Raw genomic sequence first — 14,567 nt, forward strand, 5'->3', positions numbered from 1 at the left:
CCGTCACGCCAGCGAACCTGCTGTAACAGGTCCGCTGCGACCGATTCCGACCCAAACACATCGAGTGGAATCATTCGTGTCGGACACCGCTAACGCGGTGTCCTTGTCCTCTTCGACTCGACAGCCACAGCTCAGCAGTATCAACAATCTCCTACAGAAGAGCGTTCTGATAAATCGGTTTGAACCTCTTTATACGTGATCTCAAGCAATTTTGCGAGGAGTTGTGTGGGCACACATAATAGTTACTGGTAATACATATTTATCTTATTGATGGGGTCGGACCACATTTACTGACCTTCATTATCAAAATCGCAGTACCCGGCCGACCCCCAACACATGGGGTTAACAAAACCCTCCAGAGCCTGTTCCACTGTCTTATAAACACACCCTCGCCTTCGGCGCATTAGCTATCTGTAGAATTGGAAGTGGGGCCGGAGGGATTTGAACCCCCGATCGACTGATATCTCCGGTGCGCCTCGGAACTCCAGAGGGTCGTCAACACGACCGATGATCAGTCGGCCGCTCGGTATATCAGTCTGGAGTGTCGTCCCGGGCGCAAGCCTCTGGAGTCAGTCGCCATGCCTGGCTTGGCCACAGCCCCGCGTGATCTCGCAACAGATGCTTGCTGAAACGCGGATAAAGGGGTTTCGATCGCGAGCGATCGGACGACGGGACGGTGAATCGGCGCCGCGAGGCGGCGGCGACGCCGTGGCTCACTCCTCCCGGTCGTCGGCGCTCCAGTCGCACTCCTGGCACTTGTAGCCGGTCACGAACTCGGTGACGCTCGGCATGTAGCCGACGGAGATGACGTCGCCGCCGCACTCCGGACAGTCGCGATCGGCGTCCGCGATCGATTCGGCTTCGAGCACCGATGCGCCCTCGACCAGCTCCGCGAGCTTCTCGGGCGTCACCATCCGCCCCTGCACGACGCGATTGGACATACCCGCCGTACACCGCCGAGCACCTAAACCCCGGCGACACGCGGGGGAGAGAACGAGCTTCGTCGTCCGCATCTCACCGGTTCCCGGACACCCCTGCGTCTACAGCCAGGGCGCCCGAGAGTCGTCGTCCGCGAAGGGGTCCGCACCGTCCGCGTCGTCGCTCGCCGCCGACGGCTCGCTACCGGCGATCACCGCCACGTCGTCGTCGACGATGGGGCCGGGCGCGGTCGGCGCGTCGAGCGGGGGCTCGGTCGGGTCCGCGTCCTCCTCGTCGTCCGCGTCGGCCGCAGTGTCTGCGTCGTCGGCTTCGCCCGCGCTGTCGGCGTCGCCGTCAGCACCGGCGTCGGGGTCGTCGCTGTCGGTATCGTCGCCAGGGCCCTCGTCCGCGAGACCGTCCGCCGGCCCGGCGTTCGGATCGTAGGCGAACAGGGTCGTTACGGCGAGCACCGCCAGCGCGATGGGCGCCTCAGTCTGCATGAGGTTGAACGGGCCGAGCAGGATCGGCAGCGCGAGTACGCCCAGCGCGACGGCCGAGCCGAACCGGAACCGGTCGATGTCGACGCGCCCTCGGAGATGCGGCGACAGCAGCGCGATCGCCAGCGCGAACGCGACGCCGACGCTCGCCGCGGCGGCGCCGTTCAGGACGTACTCGGGAGAGGTCTGAAGTTCAAACCCGGACGGCTCGAAGCTGGCGACGAGCCCGAGCGCGATGATGACGCCGGGGCTCGGCAGGTGCTCGCCGATCTCCGAGCTCGCGGTCTTGGCGGCGATCGTGAGGATCACCAGCCCAGCGAAGCGCTCGAAGACGGGGAGGTTCAGGAACTCCCTGAACGTGGGAGCGAAGGCGGCCTCGACCGCGGCGAGCGGGATGATGATCGCGCCGATCAGGAGCACGGAGCCGGCCATCTGTCGGCGGCTGCCGTCCATCTCCGCGAGGATCACCGCGGCGGTCGCGGAGCCGCCGAAGATGAGGATCCCCGTCTCGACCACGCCGGTCGCGGTCGTCAGGACGCCAGCCACAACTAAGGCGGGGAAGATCCCGTCGACGAGCGGCAGCACCATCACGGTCGCGAGCAGCTTCGTCGCGCTCCCGACCTGCTGTTCCAGCCGGAGGGCGATCGGATGACGTGAGACGCTCATTCAGGGACGATGACCCTGACCGACGGGTACACGGTAGGAAGCGGACGACCCACGATAGCCGGGGGCCCGGCGTACGGAGTCGAATCCGCGAGCGGCCCGACGAGCCCATGTAAAGCGTTTGCGCGAATTGCCGGCTGTAAAGCGGGCGCCGAGGTTGCAGATCGGCTGGCCGGCGATGCGCGCGTTCACGGGACTGTCGGAGTCCATACTTCATATATCTATTTCGGTTGCGTTAAAGGTTGTGTGAGACGTGCCCGCACGGAACGAGAGGTTGGTGTACACCACTTATATGTTCGTCATGGATACGACGACTGAACCGAGATACAGTCGGTGATCCGTCGGCGATAATCCCCCATGGCCACCGATCCCTGTTCGATACGTCACGACACCGTACGGATGACCCACAAACGGGTAACGTTCCGGCTCAGACGCCGTTCGTTTCGGACGGACGATCAATCGGTCGCCGGCCGTCGCAGCCGCGTTTTGACCGGGCAGATAACCGCTCGTCGACGGCAACGGAAGAGCGGCGGAGCGACGACGACGTCGAGCGCTGACGATCCGGAACACGTTGCGCTCTAACCCACTTTGATCCACAATCGTGACTATTACGTGAATTCGGATGACAACGACGTACACGTCTGTGCTGACTCGCAACGCTTTTTATCGGGGACTGACGACGGTTTATATGGCGACAGACACCGGCCGATTCTCGGCGAAACTCGACGTCCCGGAAGCGTTGACGTTCGACGACGTACTGTTGAAACCCAAAGAGAGCCGTGTCGAACCCGACGACGCCGACCTCTCGGCGCGCGTCTCGAAGAACGTCGAACTCACCGTCCCGGTCCTCTCGGCGGCGATGGACACCGTCACCGAAAGCGATCTCGCGATCGCGATGGCTCGCGAGGGCGGGCTCGGCGTCCTCCACCGCAACATGACCGTCGAGGAGACGGCCGCTGAGGTCGAGCGCGTCAAGCGCGCGCACGAGCTCGTTATCCGCCGGGAGAACGTCGTCACCGTCTCGCCGGACGACGCGGTCCGCGAGGCCGACGCCGTGATGGAGCAACAGGGGGTCTCCGGCGCCCCGGTCGTCGACGAGGACGACACGGTTCTGGGGATCATCTCGGGCACCGACATCCGACCCTACCTCGAGGTCGGGGAGGACGACGCCGTCCGCGAGGCGATGACGGACGAGGTCATCACGGCACCCGAGGAGGTCGACGCCCGGGAGGCGCTGGAGCTGATGTACGACCACAAGATCGAGCGCGTCCCGATCGTGGACGAGGACGACCGGCTCGTCGGGCTCGTCACGATGCAGGGGATCCTCCAGCGCCGAGAGCACGAGGAGGCCGCTCGCGACGAGGACGGTCGCCTGCTCGCTGGCGTCGCCGTCGGCCCCTTCGAGGAGGAGCGCGCCGTCGCCGCCGACGAGGCCGGCGTCGACGTGATCTTCATCGACTGCGCGCACGCCCACAACCTCAACGTGCTCGACTCGGCGCGGGCGATCAAAGGCACCGTCGACGCCGACGTGGTCGTCGGCAACGTCGGGACGCGCGAGGCCGCCGAGGCCGCCGTCGACTTCGCGGACGGGCTGAAGGTCGGCATCGGTCCGGGCTCGATCTGCACCACCCGCGTGGTGAGCGGCGCGGGGATGCCACAGATGACCGCCGTCTCGCAGGTGGCCGACGTGGCCGCCGAACACGGCGTGCCGGTGATCGCCGACGGCGGGATCCGCTACTCCGGCGACGCCATCAAGGCGCTCGCCGCGGGCGCGAACGCGGTCATGCTCGGCTCGTACTTCGCCGGGACCGACGAGGCGCCGGGGCGCGTCATCACGATGCAGGGGAAGAAGTACAAGCAGTACCGCGGAATGGGGTCCGTCGGGGCGATGAAATCCGGCGGCGGCGACCGCTACCTCAAGGAGGAGGACGAAGACGAGGAGTTCGTCCCGGAGGGCGTCGAGGCCGCGACCCCGTACAAGGGGAGCCTCGCCTCCGAGCTCCACCAGCTCACGGGCGGAATCTGCTCCGGCATGGGGTACGTCGGCGCGGAGACGGTTCCGGAGCTCCACGAGCGCGCCGAATTCATTCGCGTCTCCAGCGCCGGCCAGACCGAAGGCCACCCGCACGACGTGATGATCACGGACGAGGCGCCCAACTACAGCCCGAACGAGTGACGCGGCGGTAACGGCGCTCGGGTCCGGGTCGGCCCCCGATCGCATCTCCACGCCTCTCGGAACCGGTGAGGCGGACCCGAAGAGGTATTTTAATATAGTCCGCGAAGAGACGAAATGTGTGAGCGAACACGTCGTCGCTCCGGTCATCCATGAGTGAGCAACCGCCGCTGGTCCTCGTGGTGGAGGACGAACCAGATTTGGCCGACCTGTACGCCGCGTGGCTCGGCGACGAGTATCGAGTCCGGACCGCGTACGGCGGTCAGGAGGCGTTAGACGAGATCGACGAGGCCGACGACGAGGTCGACGCGATACTGTTGGACCGGCGGATGCCGGGGCTCTCGGGTGATGAAGTCCTCACTGCGGTCCGCGAGCGCGGCATCGACTGCCGCGTCGCGATGGTGACCGCGGTCGAACCCGACTTCGACATCCTGAACATGGGGTTCGACGACTATCTCGTGAAGCCGGTCACGAGCGACACCCTCCACGAAACGGTCGAGGGGCTGTTGCGCCGCGGAGAGTACGACACCGAGATGCAGGAGCTGTTCTCGCTGACCTCCAAGAAGGCGATGCTGGAGACGGAAAAGAGCGCCACCGAACTCACGGACAACGAGGAGTACCAGCGGCTCACCGACCGGATCGAGGAGCTCCGGTCGCGGGCCGACGAGTCGCTGGAGGCCGTCACCGAGACCGACGACGACTTCGAGAAGCTGTTTCAGGAGTTCGACACCGACGACGCCGGCGCCGAAGACTGACGCCGTCCCGCGCGACTTTTTAAGTACAGTCCGGGCGAAGCTACTGTCGAATGCGCGTTCGCGATCTCCCGCTCCCGGAGCAGTTCGTCGCCCACTTCGCGGACCGGGGGATCCGGGAGCTGTACCCGCCGCAGGCGGCCGCGGTCGACGCCGGCGTCTGTGCGGGCGAGAACGTGGTCGCCGCGGTGCCGACCGCGTCGGGAAAGACGCTCATCGCCGAGCTGGCGCTGGTGACCGCGGACGGGCCGGGACTGTACGTCTGTCCGCTCCGCGCGCTCGCCCGCGAGAAGTACGAGGCGTTCGCGGCGCTGCCGGGGGTCGACGCGGCGATCGCGACGGGAGACTTCGACGCGACGGGCGAGGCGCTCGCGGGGACCGACGTGGTCGTCGCCACGAGCGAGAAGGTCGACTCCGCGATCCGGAACGGCGCGTCGTGGGTCGACGACCTCGCTTGCGTCGCCGTCGACGAAGTCCACCTCTTGGGGGCGGAGCGCCGCGGCCCGACCCTCGAAGTCACTCTCGCGACCCTTCGTCGGCGGAACCCCGAGCTACAGGTCGTCGCGCTGTCGGCGACCGTCGACAACCCGGAGGCGATCGCGGAGTGGCTGGACGCGGCCCTGGTGGAGTCCGAGTGGCGCCCCGTCGACCTCCGCACCGGCGTCGCGGTCGGCGGGAACGTGACGTTCGACGACGGGACGACGACCGCGGTGGCTGTCCCGAACGCCGCCGTCGGCGAAGCGGAGGCCGGAGGCGCTGACGACGGTCCGCCCGGCGACACCGAAGTCACGGCCGCCCTCGTCGCCGACGCCGTCGATCAGGGCGGCCAGTGTCTCGCGTTCGTCCGATCGCGGACCGAGGCGGTCGCGCTGGCCGAGCGGCTCGCGGACGACCGACTTGCCGAGCGGCTGGGAACCGAGTCGGCCGCGACAGCCGCCGCCGACGAGGTCGCGGACGTGGACGGCACCGCGACCGGCCAGCGGCTTGCCGACTGCCTGCGGGTCGGCGTGGCGTTTCACCACGCCGGGCTGCGGGCCGGTCACCGGGCGGTCGTCGAGGAGGCGTTCCGCGCCCGGGAGATCGCCTGTATCTGCGCGACGCCGACGCTGGCCGCCGGCGTCAACGTCCCCGCACGGCGGGTGGTGGTGCGCGACCAGAAGCGGTACGCGGGCTCGGCGATGGAGTGGCTCCCCACGCTCGAGGTGCACCAGATGTGCGGCCGCGCCGGGCGACCGGGGTTAGATCCGTACGGCGAGGCCGTTCTCGTCGGCGACGAGGACACCCGCGCCGAACTCGTCGCGCGGTACGTCGAGGGGGAGCCGGAGGCGGTCGAATCGAAGCTCACCGATCCGGCGTCGCTGCGGACGCACGTCCTCTCGGCGATCGCGACCGGCTTCGCGGAGAGCGAGGCCGAGATCCTCGACGTGTTCGAGGGGACGTTTTACGCCCGGGAGGCGGGCGCCGGCGGACTGGCCGACGCCGTCGCCGTCGCGGTCGACGACCTCGTGGCGGCCGGGCTGGTTCGGCGGGAGACCGGGGGCGTCGAGACGTACCGGCTGGCGGCTACCCCGGTCGGATCGACGGCCTCGAAGCAGTACGTCAGACCGGAGACCGCGGAGCGGATCGTCTCGGGGCTGCGCACCGCGGCGGGGATGCGGAACCCGACGACGCTCACCGTCTTCGAGGTGGTCTGCGACACGCCGGATATGCAGGACACGTACCTCGGCAACGCGGAGCGCGCCGAGATCTACCGGTTCGCGCGGGCGAACGCTGGAGCGCTGACGACGGCGATGGACGAACCGGACGATTTCGAGGAGTGGTTGGAGTCGGTGAAGACGGCGCGGATCCTCGACGAGTGGATCGGCGGGGCGACCGTCGAGGAGCTGGTGGCGTCGTACCGGATCGGGCCGGGCGACCTCGACTCCCGCGTCGAGCGCGCCGAGTGGCTGTTGAGCGCGGCCGAGGCGCTCGCCGAGACGATCGGCGTGCGCGTACCGGCGGTCGCGAGGGCGCGCTCGCGGCTGTGAGCGCGGAGCGGAACGCGGCGGAACGAGAAGCGCGGTCAGTCGGCGGGCTCGACGGCTCGGTGGAAGGGGGTTCGCGCGATCGTCTGCCGGAGGTCCGCGAGGGAGTCACGACCGGCGTCGCCGGCGACGGACATCACCGCGAACACCTCCTGACGGGAGATCTTCACGCCGGTCTCGGTGAGCGCGTCTTCCGGGCGGGAGCTGAGCTCGCGGAGGGTGCCGACCGCGAGCAGATACGGGACGGTCCACGCCTCCATCGTGTTCCCGTTCGAGAGCGGCATCGTCTCTAGGTACGCCTGCGCGTCGTCGAGGAACGAGCGAGCGTACTCGGCGGTCCGGTCGACGACGCGGGCGGACGACTCGCGGTTGTCGGGGTGGACGACGCGCTCTTGGTCGACCCCCTCGTCGGCGAGCCACTCCGCCGGGAGGTAGACGTTGTTCTCTTCGGTGTAGTCGTCGTAGACGTCCTTCGAGACGTTCACGAGCTGGAGGAGGAGCCCGAACTCCTCGGCGGTGTCCCGCAGCTGTCGCGCGCGGTCTTCCGTGACGTCGCCGCGGGTGAGCAGGTTCGTGATGAGGTTCCCGACCGTGCCGGCGGCGTAGTAGCAGTACTGTTCCAGCTCGTCGCGGTCGTCGATGCGGAGCCCGCCCTCGGTCGCGTGGCGGTCGACGAACATCGCCATCCCGTCGACCATCTCTAGCACGGGCGGGACGATCGCCTCGCGGGCCTCGGAGTCGAACTCGGCGAACGTCGCCACGATCGTCGGCGCCTCGGCGACGACCTCCCAGTCGTCGTTGCGCTCGGCGGGCGCCGGAAGCCACTCGTCGACCGCCTCGCGGAACGCCGCGATGTCGGTGTCCTCGTCGGGGTCGATCGCTCGTCGGTACGTACGTAGCACGTCGCTCTGGGCTTCCGGCGGGATGTGTCCGGCGTCCTCGACGGTATCGGCGACTCGACAGAGGAGATACCCCACGCAGATGTGCGAGGCCATCGGCTCCTCCAACACGTCGACCGTTAGCGCGAAGGTCCGTGAAACGCCCTGAACCGCCTCGTGGCACCACGGAAGGTCGGGCTCGCCGGGACCGTGTTCTCGTCCGCTCATTCGGTTACGGACACTTACGGCACAACGCATAAAAAGCCTCGTGGAACGTCGGAGACGCTCGGCGAGCCGATCGCGGCTCCGCGGTGCCCGCCTTTCGCCCGCGTCCGCCGCGGTGGCGTCCCGCCCAACACCGGACCCGTGCACAACCGTGTAGAAACCGATAAGTTACCGTGACGACACCCTCGGTCATGGACTTCACGCTCTCCGGAGAGCAACGTCAGATCCGGGATACGGTCGCGTCGTTCGTCGACGAGGAGGTCGTCCCGCGCGCCGCCGAGATCGACGAGACCGACGAGTTCCCGGCCGACCTGATCGACGAGATGGCCGACCTCGGGCTGATGGGGATGCCGTTCCCGGTCGAGTACGAGGGCGCCGGGCTCGACTACCACAGCTACGCGATCGGGCTCTCGGAGATCGCTCGCGGCTCCGGGGGGCTCGGGACCGTCGTCGCCGCGCACACGTCGCTCGCGGGCAACATGCTGTACGAGTTCGGCGACGAGCGACAGAAGGAGACGTACCTCACCGCGCTCAACACCGGCGAGGACATCGGCGCCTTCGCGCTCTCGGAGGCCGAGGCGGGCTCGGACGTGCCGGCGATGTCGACCACCGCGGAGCGCGAGGCGGGGGACGCCTCGGACCGGAGCGGCGTCGCCGCGGAGCGCGACGGCGACGGCTACCGCGTCAACGGCGGCAAACTGTGGATATCGAACGGCTCGGTCGCCGACACGGTCACGCTGTTCGCGAAGACCGACCCCGATGCGGGGCGGAAAGGCATCTCTTCGTTCGTCGTCCGGCCCGAGGAGGACGACGGGTTCATCGTGGAGGGCACGGAGGACAAGCTCGGCGACAAGGGGTGCCCGACCGCAGAGCTCCGGTTCGACGACATGTGGGTCCCGGCGGAGCGCCGGCTCGGCGAAGAGGGTGACGGGTTCGTCCAGGCGCTGAAAACCCTGAACGGCGGCCGGATCACGATCGCGGCGCGCTCGGTCGGGATCGCGCGCGCCGCGCTCGACGAGGCGGCCGACTACGCGCAGGAGCGCGAGCAGTTCAACGGCCCCATCGCCGACTTCCAGGCGATCCAGCACAAGCTCGCCGACATGGACACGAAGATTCGGGCCGCCGAACTCCTGATGCACGAGGCGGCAGACCTGAAGATGCGGGACGAGGACTACATCAAGGAGGCCGCGCAGGCGAAGCTGTACGCCTCAGAGATTTCTCGCGAGGTCGCCAACGAGGGCATCCAGATCCACGGCGGCTACGGCTACACGAAGGACTTCCCCGCGGAGCGGTTCTACCGGGACGCGAAGCTGAACGAGATCTACGAGGGGACGAGCGAGGTCCTGCGGAACACGATCGCCCAACAGCTGCTCGACGAGTGAGGACCGGTCCCGCCATCCGTGACGCGGCGCGGACGACGTGAGCGGGGCAGGCGGCCCGAGCGGTGCGGACGGCACGAGCGGAAGTGAGACGCGCTACTTCTCGTCGTCGGTCGTCTCGTTGCCGTCGTCAGCCGCTTGACCGCCGTCGTCGGTCGTCTCGTTGCCGTCGCCGACCGCGTCTCCGTCGGCGCTGTCTCTTTGTTCCTTCTCGTCGCCGCCGCTCCCCGCCTCCCGGTCCTCGGTCGGTCGGTCGATGTCCGAAGGGTTCCGGTCCACCGCGTACTCGCCGGTGTCGATGCGCTCCGCCGGCCGGGAGTAGTCGCGACCGCTGCCCGAGAAGTCCGGTCGGATCACGCCGTCGTCCGGCACGTCCGATCGGTCCTCGTCGCTCCCCGCGGCGGGAGCGTCGTCGGCGTCCGGAATCGAGGCGTCGGGTGTGGGTGTCGCTCCGTCCGTCTCGGACGCCGTCTCGTCTCCCTCGGGAGTGGCCTCGCCCGAACCTGGCGTCGAATCGCCGGCCTCCCCGTCGGCTTCGTCGGCCCCCCCGTCGGCTTCGCCAACGTCCTCCGCGTCGGCGTCGAACCACTCGAACTGGTCACGCCGATCGCGGCGCTCCGCGACGGCGACGCGGAGTCGCTCCCGGAGCGTCTCGCGGAGGTCGACCGCCTCGTCGGTCGCGAAGTCGACGGCCGCGGCGTCGTTGCCGGCGATGGAGCTGCTGCCGGCGGTGTCGGCGACGATCGTCGCCACGTCCCAGCGACGCTGGAAGAGGGTTCGCCTGTCGATGACGTTCTGGATCCGGTAGTACGGTACGACCGTCACCGTGCGGCTCCAGAACCCGTTCCGGGTGAGGAGGTGGTCCTCGCCGAGCCAGTAGCCGCGGTGCTTCCACTTCAGATGCGCGGCGACCGGGGCGGCCAGCAGAAGCGCGGCCGGGGCGTACCACGGGGCGCCGGCGCCGAGGTACCAGTCGACGCCGAACGCGACGGCGACGAGGACGCCGACGCCGATCGCGTACCGGAACGCGTACCGCCACCGGATCCGCTTCGGCGGGCGGCGAAAGCGCGGCTCGCCGAACGACTCCACCTCGCGCGCCAGCCGGTACACCCGGTCGGTCGTCGCGATCGGGACGGCCGCCTGACTCCCCTGATCGCCGCCCTGTCCGGGGGCGTAGCCGGCGGTCTCGATCGAGAGGCTCGCGTAGCCGAGCAGGCGCTTCGCCGGGTTGTCGGCGATCCGCAGCGCCTGCACCTTCTCCGTGGGGATCGACCCGCTGTAGCGGCGGAACAGCCCGCGCTCGTATCGAAGCTCGTCGCCGGCGCGGGAGAGTCGGAACCCGTAGTAGTTCGTGAAGGCGATCCCCGCGCCGAGCACCCACGACACGAGGAACAGCCCGCCGACGCCGACGATCGCGGTCGCGGTGAGCGCGACCGCCGACGCGTCCGGGATGAAGCTGGACAGCACCGGGACCGATCCGGAGCTCAGGAAGGCCAGCAGCCCGATGAGCCGCCCGTCGAACGACAGGGCGCCCACCAGGGCGAGCTCGCCCGGCGAGATCGCGAACAGCTCCGCTTCGTCCGGGCCGACAGTGCCCTGAGCGGCGCCCGTCCCGGCTCCGGCCCCCTCCGCTCCGTCGCCCTGGGCCTCCGCGCCGGACCCGGTCGACTTGCGCCGCTGGACCTCGCGCTGGAGCCGGGTCGCCTCGTCGGGGGTGACAAAGCGGATCGAGCCCTCGGTGCTCGACCCTCCCGCGGTCTCCAGATCCACCGCAGCGACGCCGATCGCGCGCTGGATCACGCTCCGACTCACGTCGACGTTCTGGATCCGGCGGTAGGGGATCTCCCGTTCGCGCCGCGAGATCACGCCGGAGGAGATGTCGAGGGTGTCGGCGGTCAGCTCGTAGTCGAACCGCCGGTAGTACGCGACCTCGTACGCGGTCGCCGCGAGGACGACCGCGCCGGCGACGACGGCCGCGGCCGTGAACCCCCAGTCGGGGTTGTTGTTCACGACGAAAAAGAGGACCACGACGATCCCGGACACCTTCTGGAGCGCGCGGTACGGGACCGACTGGGGCGCGAGCTTCACACCGCGTCCTCCCCGTCCGCGCGGATGGCCAGTCGCTTCAGCTCCTCGCGGAGGTCGCTCGCCCCGTCGGGCGTGAGCCCCGGGATCCGAACGTCCGCACCGCGTGAACCGGCCGTGTACACCACACAGGACGCCAGTCCGACGCCGCGCTCGACGGGAGCGCGCCGGGAGTCGACGTGCTGGATCCGGACCAGCGGCACGGTCGTCCGGACCTGCGTGATCACGCCGCGGTCGAGATACAGCGCGTCCTCGCGGATCTCGTAGCTCCAGCGACGGTAGCGGAGGAGGGCGTGCGCCACGCCGAGGACGAGGAAGACCACACCGCCGGCGATCGGCACCCACTCGGGGAGCCGATCGAAGTAGACCGCGCCGGCGAGCGGCGCCGTCAGCACCGCGGCGATGAGGACAGCACGGAGGACCCACACGACCTGAACGCGGGGATGAAGCGTCTGCGTCGTCATCGACGCGCCCCCGGCGTACGTTCGAGTGTCATGGACCGTCGTTGTCGACGCCGACGTATAAGTCCGGGCGAAATCACGGATCCCCCGCTTGGCCGTCTCGTCCGGCAGGCGCCCCCGCCGCCGGTCGCGTCGGCCGGTCCGGTGGCCGGTTCGAGACGCGCGCTCACGCCGAGAGGAGCCAACCGAACAGTAACGGGGAGAGCCGCCGGGAGGAGCGGCGACGACGACACCCGCCCGCCGTCGGGTGGATGGCGGCCATCCCTCCCGTGTTTGTCATTCACATTCGGTGGCCATAATTGCCGAAACCGATATGACCCGGGGGCGAGTCGGGCCGACCATGGCGGACGACCCCTTCGAGAACATGCTCGCACAGATGGACCGCGCGGAGGAGTACGCCGACGTGGACCGCGATATCTTCGAGCGGCTCAAGCACCCCGAGCGCACGCTGAAGGTCACTCTCCCGGTGGAGCTCGACTCCGGCGAGGTCGAAGTGTTCGAAGGCTACCGCTGTCAGTTCGACAGCGCTCGCGGGCCGTTCAAGGGCGGCGTCCGGTTCCACCCGTCGGTCACGCAGCGCGAGGTCGAGGCGCTCGCGGGGTGGATGTCGTGGAAAACCGCGCTCGTCGACCTCCCGTACGGCGGCGCGAAGGGGGGCGTCATCTGCGAGCCGAAGGACCTCACGCAGAACGACCTGGAGAGCCTCACCCGGCGGTACACCGAGGGGATCCGGCGGATGATCGGGCCGGAGACCGACGTTCCCGCGCCGGACATGAACACCAACCCGCAGACGATGGCGTGGATGATGGACACCTACTCGATGTACGAGGGGCACTCGGTCCCGCAGGTCGTCACCGGGAAGCCGCTGGAGATCGGCGGGACGCCGGGGCGGGTCGCCGCGACCGGTCGCGGCGTCTCCATCGTCACCGAGCGGCTCTTCGAGTACCTCGACCGCGACCTCTCGGACGCCTCCGTCGCGATACAGGGCTTCGGTAACGTCGGCTCCCACGCGGCCCGGCTCCTCGACGAGTCCGGTGCGCGGATCGTCGCCACGTCCGACGTGACCGGGGGCGCCTACGACCCCGACGGGCTCGACATGGCGGCGCTCGGCGCCCACGTCGACGCCGGCGGCCTGATCGAGGAGTACGTGTCTGGCGACCCCCGAGCGCTCCCCGAGGACCGGCGCACGAGCGGGGGGAACCAGTGGGACGACCCCAGCCAGATCACGAACGAGGAGCTGTTGGCGCTCGACGTCGACGTGTTGATCCCCGCCGCGGTCGAGGGCGTGATCACCGCGGAGAACGTCGACGACCTGCGAGCGTCGGCGATCGTCGAGGCGGCGAACGGCCCGACGACGGTCGCCGCCGACGAGGTGCTCACGGAGCGTGACATCCAGGTCGTCCCCGACATCCTCGCCAACGCCGGCGGCGTCATCGTCTCGTACCTCGAGTGGGTCCAGAACGCGCAGGAGTTCTCGTGGCCGCTGGAGACGGTCAACGCGGAACTGGAGCGCCGTATCGGCAAGGCGTTCGACCAGACGATCAACCAGTACGACCAGAAGGAGCTGCCCGACCTCCGGACCGCCGCGTACACGCTCGCGCTCGAACGCACCGCCAGCGCCCACAAGTACCGCGGCCTGTTCCCGTAAACCGGGAGACTGCGACCTGTTCCCGTAAACCGGGTGGCGGCCCGGTGAGCGGCGAGCCGCCTCAGACGAACCGAATCCGGTCCGCACCCACCGCGATCGGCTCCGCGTAGCGAACGATCGGGTCGCCGTCGGGCCGGTCGAACCCGTTCGCCCGGAAGAGCGTGTTCGCACGGATGTCGGCGGTCGCCGCCCGCAGCGTCCACGGCTCGTGGGCGATCGCGCCGCGGTACAGCCGGTTCCCCTCGGCGTAGAACTGGTAGTTCTCGACGAGGAACGCGTCGAGCGACCCCGACTCGGCGGCGAACGGCTCGCCCGTCGGCTCGTAAGTCGCGTCGAATCGCGCGTGCGGGACGCCGGGATGCGTCCGACGGCTGGTGAAGCGGACCGGACCGTCCTCATCCGCCGCGGGATCGGCGGTCTCGGGTCGCCTCACGTCCATCTCCGCGCGGTAGTACGGGAGCGCGAACAGCCGCCGTGCGAGCGCGACGCCGATCGGATCCTCCGCATCGAGGTTGTAGAAGTACACGCCCCGACCGTCGGGACCCTCGACGTAGGTCCTGAGGTTGAGCTCCGGGAACGAGAGCCCGACGGGCGCCCCGCGCGGGCGGATGTCGTCCATCACGAAGGCGACGACGCTCAGGTACGCGTCGCCCCCGTGAGTGGCGACTGACAGTCGGTCGGGGATCGTCCCGGAGACGACGGCGGGATCGACCGGCCAGTGGCAGAACAGCGCGTCGCGCCACGTCATCTCCAGCCAGCGCCGCGTGAGCATACGAACGGTACGGGCCCCGGCGGGTTAATCTGCACGCCGGGGCGAACCCGCGGGGTCGTCCCCGTCTTCGGATCTCGCGCCGCCCGTGTCCC

At 69.0% G+C, this 14,567-nt stretch carries 11 protein-coding genes and 1 tRNA gene; 5 read left to right on the plus strand and 7 right to left on the minus strand.

Going from position 1 to position 14,567, the window contains the following annotated elements; translation table 11 throughout:
- Nucleotides 1-426 precede the first annotated feature (426 nt).
- The 3 genes from DJ69_RS01705 to DJ69_RS01715 all read right to left on the minus strand — a co-directional run bounded on the left by DJ69_RS01705 (nt 427) and on the right by DJ69_RS01715 (nt 2,081).
- Nucleotides 427-601, minus strand: a tRNA-Trp gene (locus DJ69_RS01705).
- Nucleotides 602-713: 112 nt separating this feature from the next.
- Complete coding sequence (locus tag DJ69_RS01710) at nt 714-941, minus strand: DUF5795 family protein (RefSeq protein WP_099254021.1); 228 nt, start codon at nt 939-941, stop codon at nt 714-716.
- Nucleotides 942-1,040: 99 nt separating this feature from the next.
- Nucleotides 1,041-2,081: a DUF5794 domain-containing protein gene (locus DJ69_RS01715; protein ID WP_099254022.1), complete on the minus strand. Its 1,041-nt coding sequence runs from the start codon at nt 2,079-2,081 to the stop codon at nt 1,041-1,043.
- A 685-nt stretch (nt 2,082-2,766) separates the two neighbouring features.
- On the opposite strand from DJ69_RS01715, the gene guaB reads away from it, so the two are divergent.
- From guaB to DJ69_RS01735, 3 genes are all read left to right on the plus strand, one after another.
- On the plus strand, nt 2,767-4,254 hold the full coding sequence (gene guaB / locus DJ69_RS01725; protein ID WP_099254024.1) for an IMP dehydrogenase: 1,488 nt from the start codon (nt 2,767-2,769) through the stop codon (nt 4,252-4,254).
- Between the two features lie 149 nt (nt 4,255-4,403).
- Entirely contained in the window at nt 4,404-5,006 is a 603-nt protein-coding gene (locus DJ69_RS01730) for a response regulator transcription factor (protein WP_099254025.1), read from the plus strand.
- Between the two features lie 50 nt (nt 5,007-5,056).
- Nucleotides 5,057-7,030 (plus strand): DEAD/DEAH box helicase, encoded by a 1,974-nt coding sequence (locus DJ69_RS01735; RefSeq protein WP_099254026.1) that lies wholly within the window; start codon nt 5,057-5,059, stop codon nt 7,028-7,030.
- Nucleotides 7,031-7,065: 35 nt separating this feature from the next.
- On the opposite strand, the gene DJ69_RS01740 is transcribed toward DJ69_RS01735, so the two are convergent.
- The gene (locus DJ69_RS01740; protein WP_099254027.1) at nt 7,066-8,133 is read right to left on the minus strand and encodes a phytoene/squalene synthase family protein; all 1,068 of its coding nucleotides are present in this window, start codon (nt 8,131-8,133) and stop codon (nt 7,066-7,068) included.
- A gap of 188 nt (nt 8,134-8,321) precedes the next feature.
- Between DJ69_RS01740 and DJ69_RS01745 the strand changes: the two genes are divergently transcribed.
- Nucleotides 8,322-9,512 (plus strand): acyl-CoA dehydrogenase family protein, encoded by a 1,191-nt coding sequence (locus DJ69_RS01745; RefSeq protein WP_099254028.1) that lies wholly within the window; start codon nt 8,322-8,324, stop codon nt 9,510-9,512.
- 93 nt (nt 9,513-9,605) lie between these two features.
- Here the strand turns inward: DJ69_RS01745 and DJ69_RS01750 are convergent, their stop codons facing one another.
- Together DJ69_RS01750 and DJ69_RS01755 are read right to left on the minus strand one after the other, a co-directional pair.
- Nucleotides 9,606-11,597, minus strand: coding sequence for a PH domain-containing protein (locus DJ69_RS01750; RefSeq protein ID WP_099254029.1), 1,992 nt, complete (start codon nt 11,595-11,597; stop codon nt 9,606-9,608).
- Nucleotides 11,594-12,058, minus strand: a complete 465-nt coding sequence (locus DJ69_RS01755) for a PH domain-containing protein (protein ID WP_099254030.1) — start codon at nt 12,056-12,058, stop codon at nt 11,594-11,596. The genes DJ69_RS01750 and DJ69_RS01755 overlap by 4 nt, the downstream gene beginning before the upstream one ends.
- Nucleotides 12,059-12,395: 337 nt before the next feature.
- On the opposite strand from DJ69_RS01755, the gene DJ69_RS01760 reads away from it, so the two are divergent.
- A complete protein-coding gene (locus tag DJ69_RS01760; protein WP_099254031.1) occupies nt 12,396-13,703 on the plus strand; it encodes a Glu/Leu/Phe/Val family dehydrogenase in 1,308 nt (435 codons plus the stop codon).
- Between the two features lie 61 nt (nt 13,704-13,764).
- On the opposite strand, the gene DJ69_RS01765 is transcribed toward DJ69_RS01760, so the two are convergent.
- Complete coding sequence (locus DJ69_RS01765) at nt 13,765-14,475, minus strand: YqjF family protein (RefSeq protein WP_099254032.1); 711 nt, start codon at nt 14,473-14,475, stop codon at nt 13,765-13,767.
- Between the last annotated feature and the right edge of the window lie 92 nt (nt 14,476-14,567).

The organism is Halorubrum persicum, assembly GCF_002727125.1.
GTDB lineage: Archaea > Halobacteriota > Halobacteria > Halobacteriales > Haloferacaceae > Halorubrum > Halorubrum persicum.

Coding starts and splice junctions, on each gene's coding strand:
- guaB (WP_099254024.1), top strand. CDS start 2,767: ATGGCGACAGACACCGGCCGATTCTCGGCGAAACTCGACGTCCCGGAA.
- DJ69_RS01735 (WP_099254026.1), top strand. CDS start 5,057: ATGCGCGTTCGCGATCTCCCGCTCCCGGAGCAGTTCGTCGCCCACTTC.
- DJ69_RS01715 (WP_099254022.1), bottom strand. CDS start 2,081: ATGAGCGTCTCACGTCATCCGATCGCCCTCCGGCTGGAACAGCAGGTC.
- DJ69_RS01760 (WP_099254031.1), top strand. CDS start 12,396: ATGGCGGACGACCCCTTCGAGAACATGCTCGCACAGATGGACCGCGCG.
- DJ69_RS01730 (WP_099254025.1), top strand. CDS start 4,404: ATGAGTGAGCAACCGCCGCTGGTCCTCGTGGTGGAGGACGAACCAGAT.
- DJ69_RS01755 (WP_099254030.1), bottom strand. CDS start 12,058: ATGACGACGCAGACGCTTCATCCCCGCGTTCAGGTCGTGTGGGTCCTC.
- DJ69_RS01745 (WP_099254028.1), top strand. CDS start 8,322: ATGGACTTCACGCTCTCCGGAGAGCAACGTCAGATCCGGGATACGGTC.
- DJ69_RS01710 (WP_099254021.1), bottom strand. CDS start 941: ATGTCCAATCGCGTCGTGCAGGGGCGGATGGTGACGCCCGAGAAGCTC.
- DJ69_RS01740 (WP_099254027.1), bottom strand. CDS start 8,133: ATGAGCGGACGAGAACACGGTCCCGGCGAGCCCGACCTTCCGTGGTGC.
- DJ69_RS01765 (WP_099254032.1), bottom strand. CDS start 14,475: ATGCTCACGCGGCGCTGGCTGGAGATGACGTGGCGCGACGCGCTGTTC.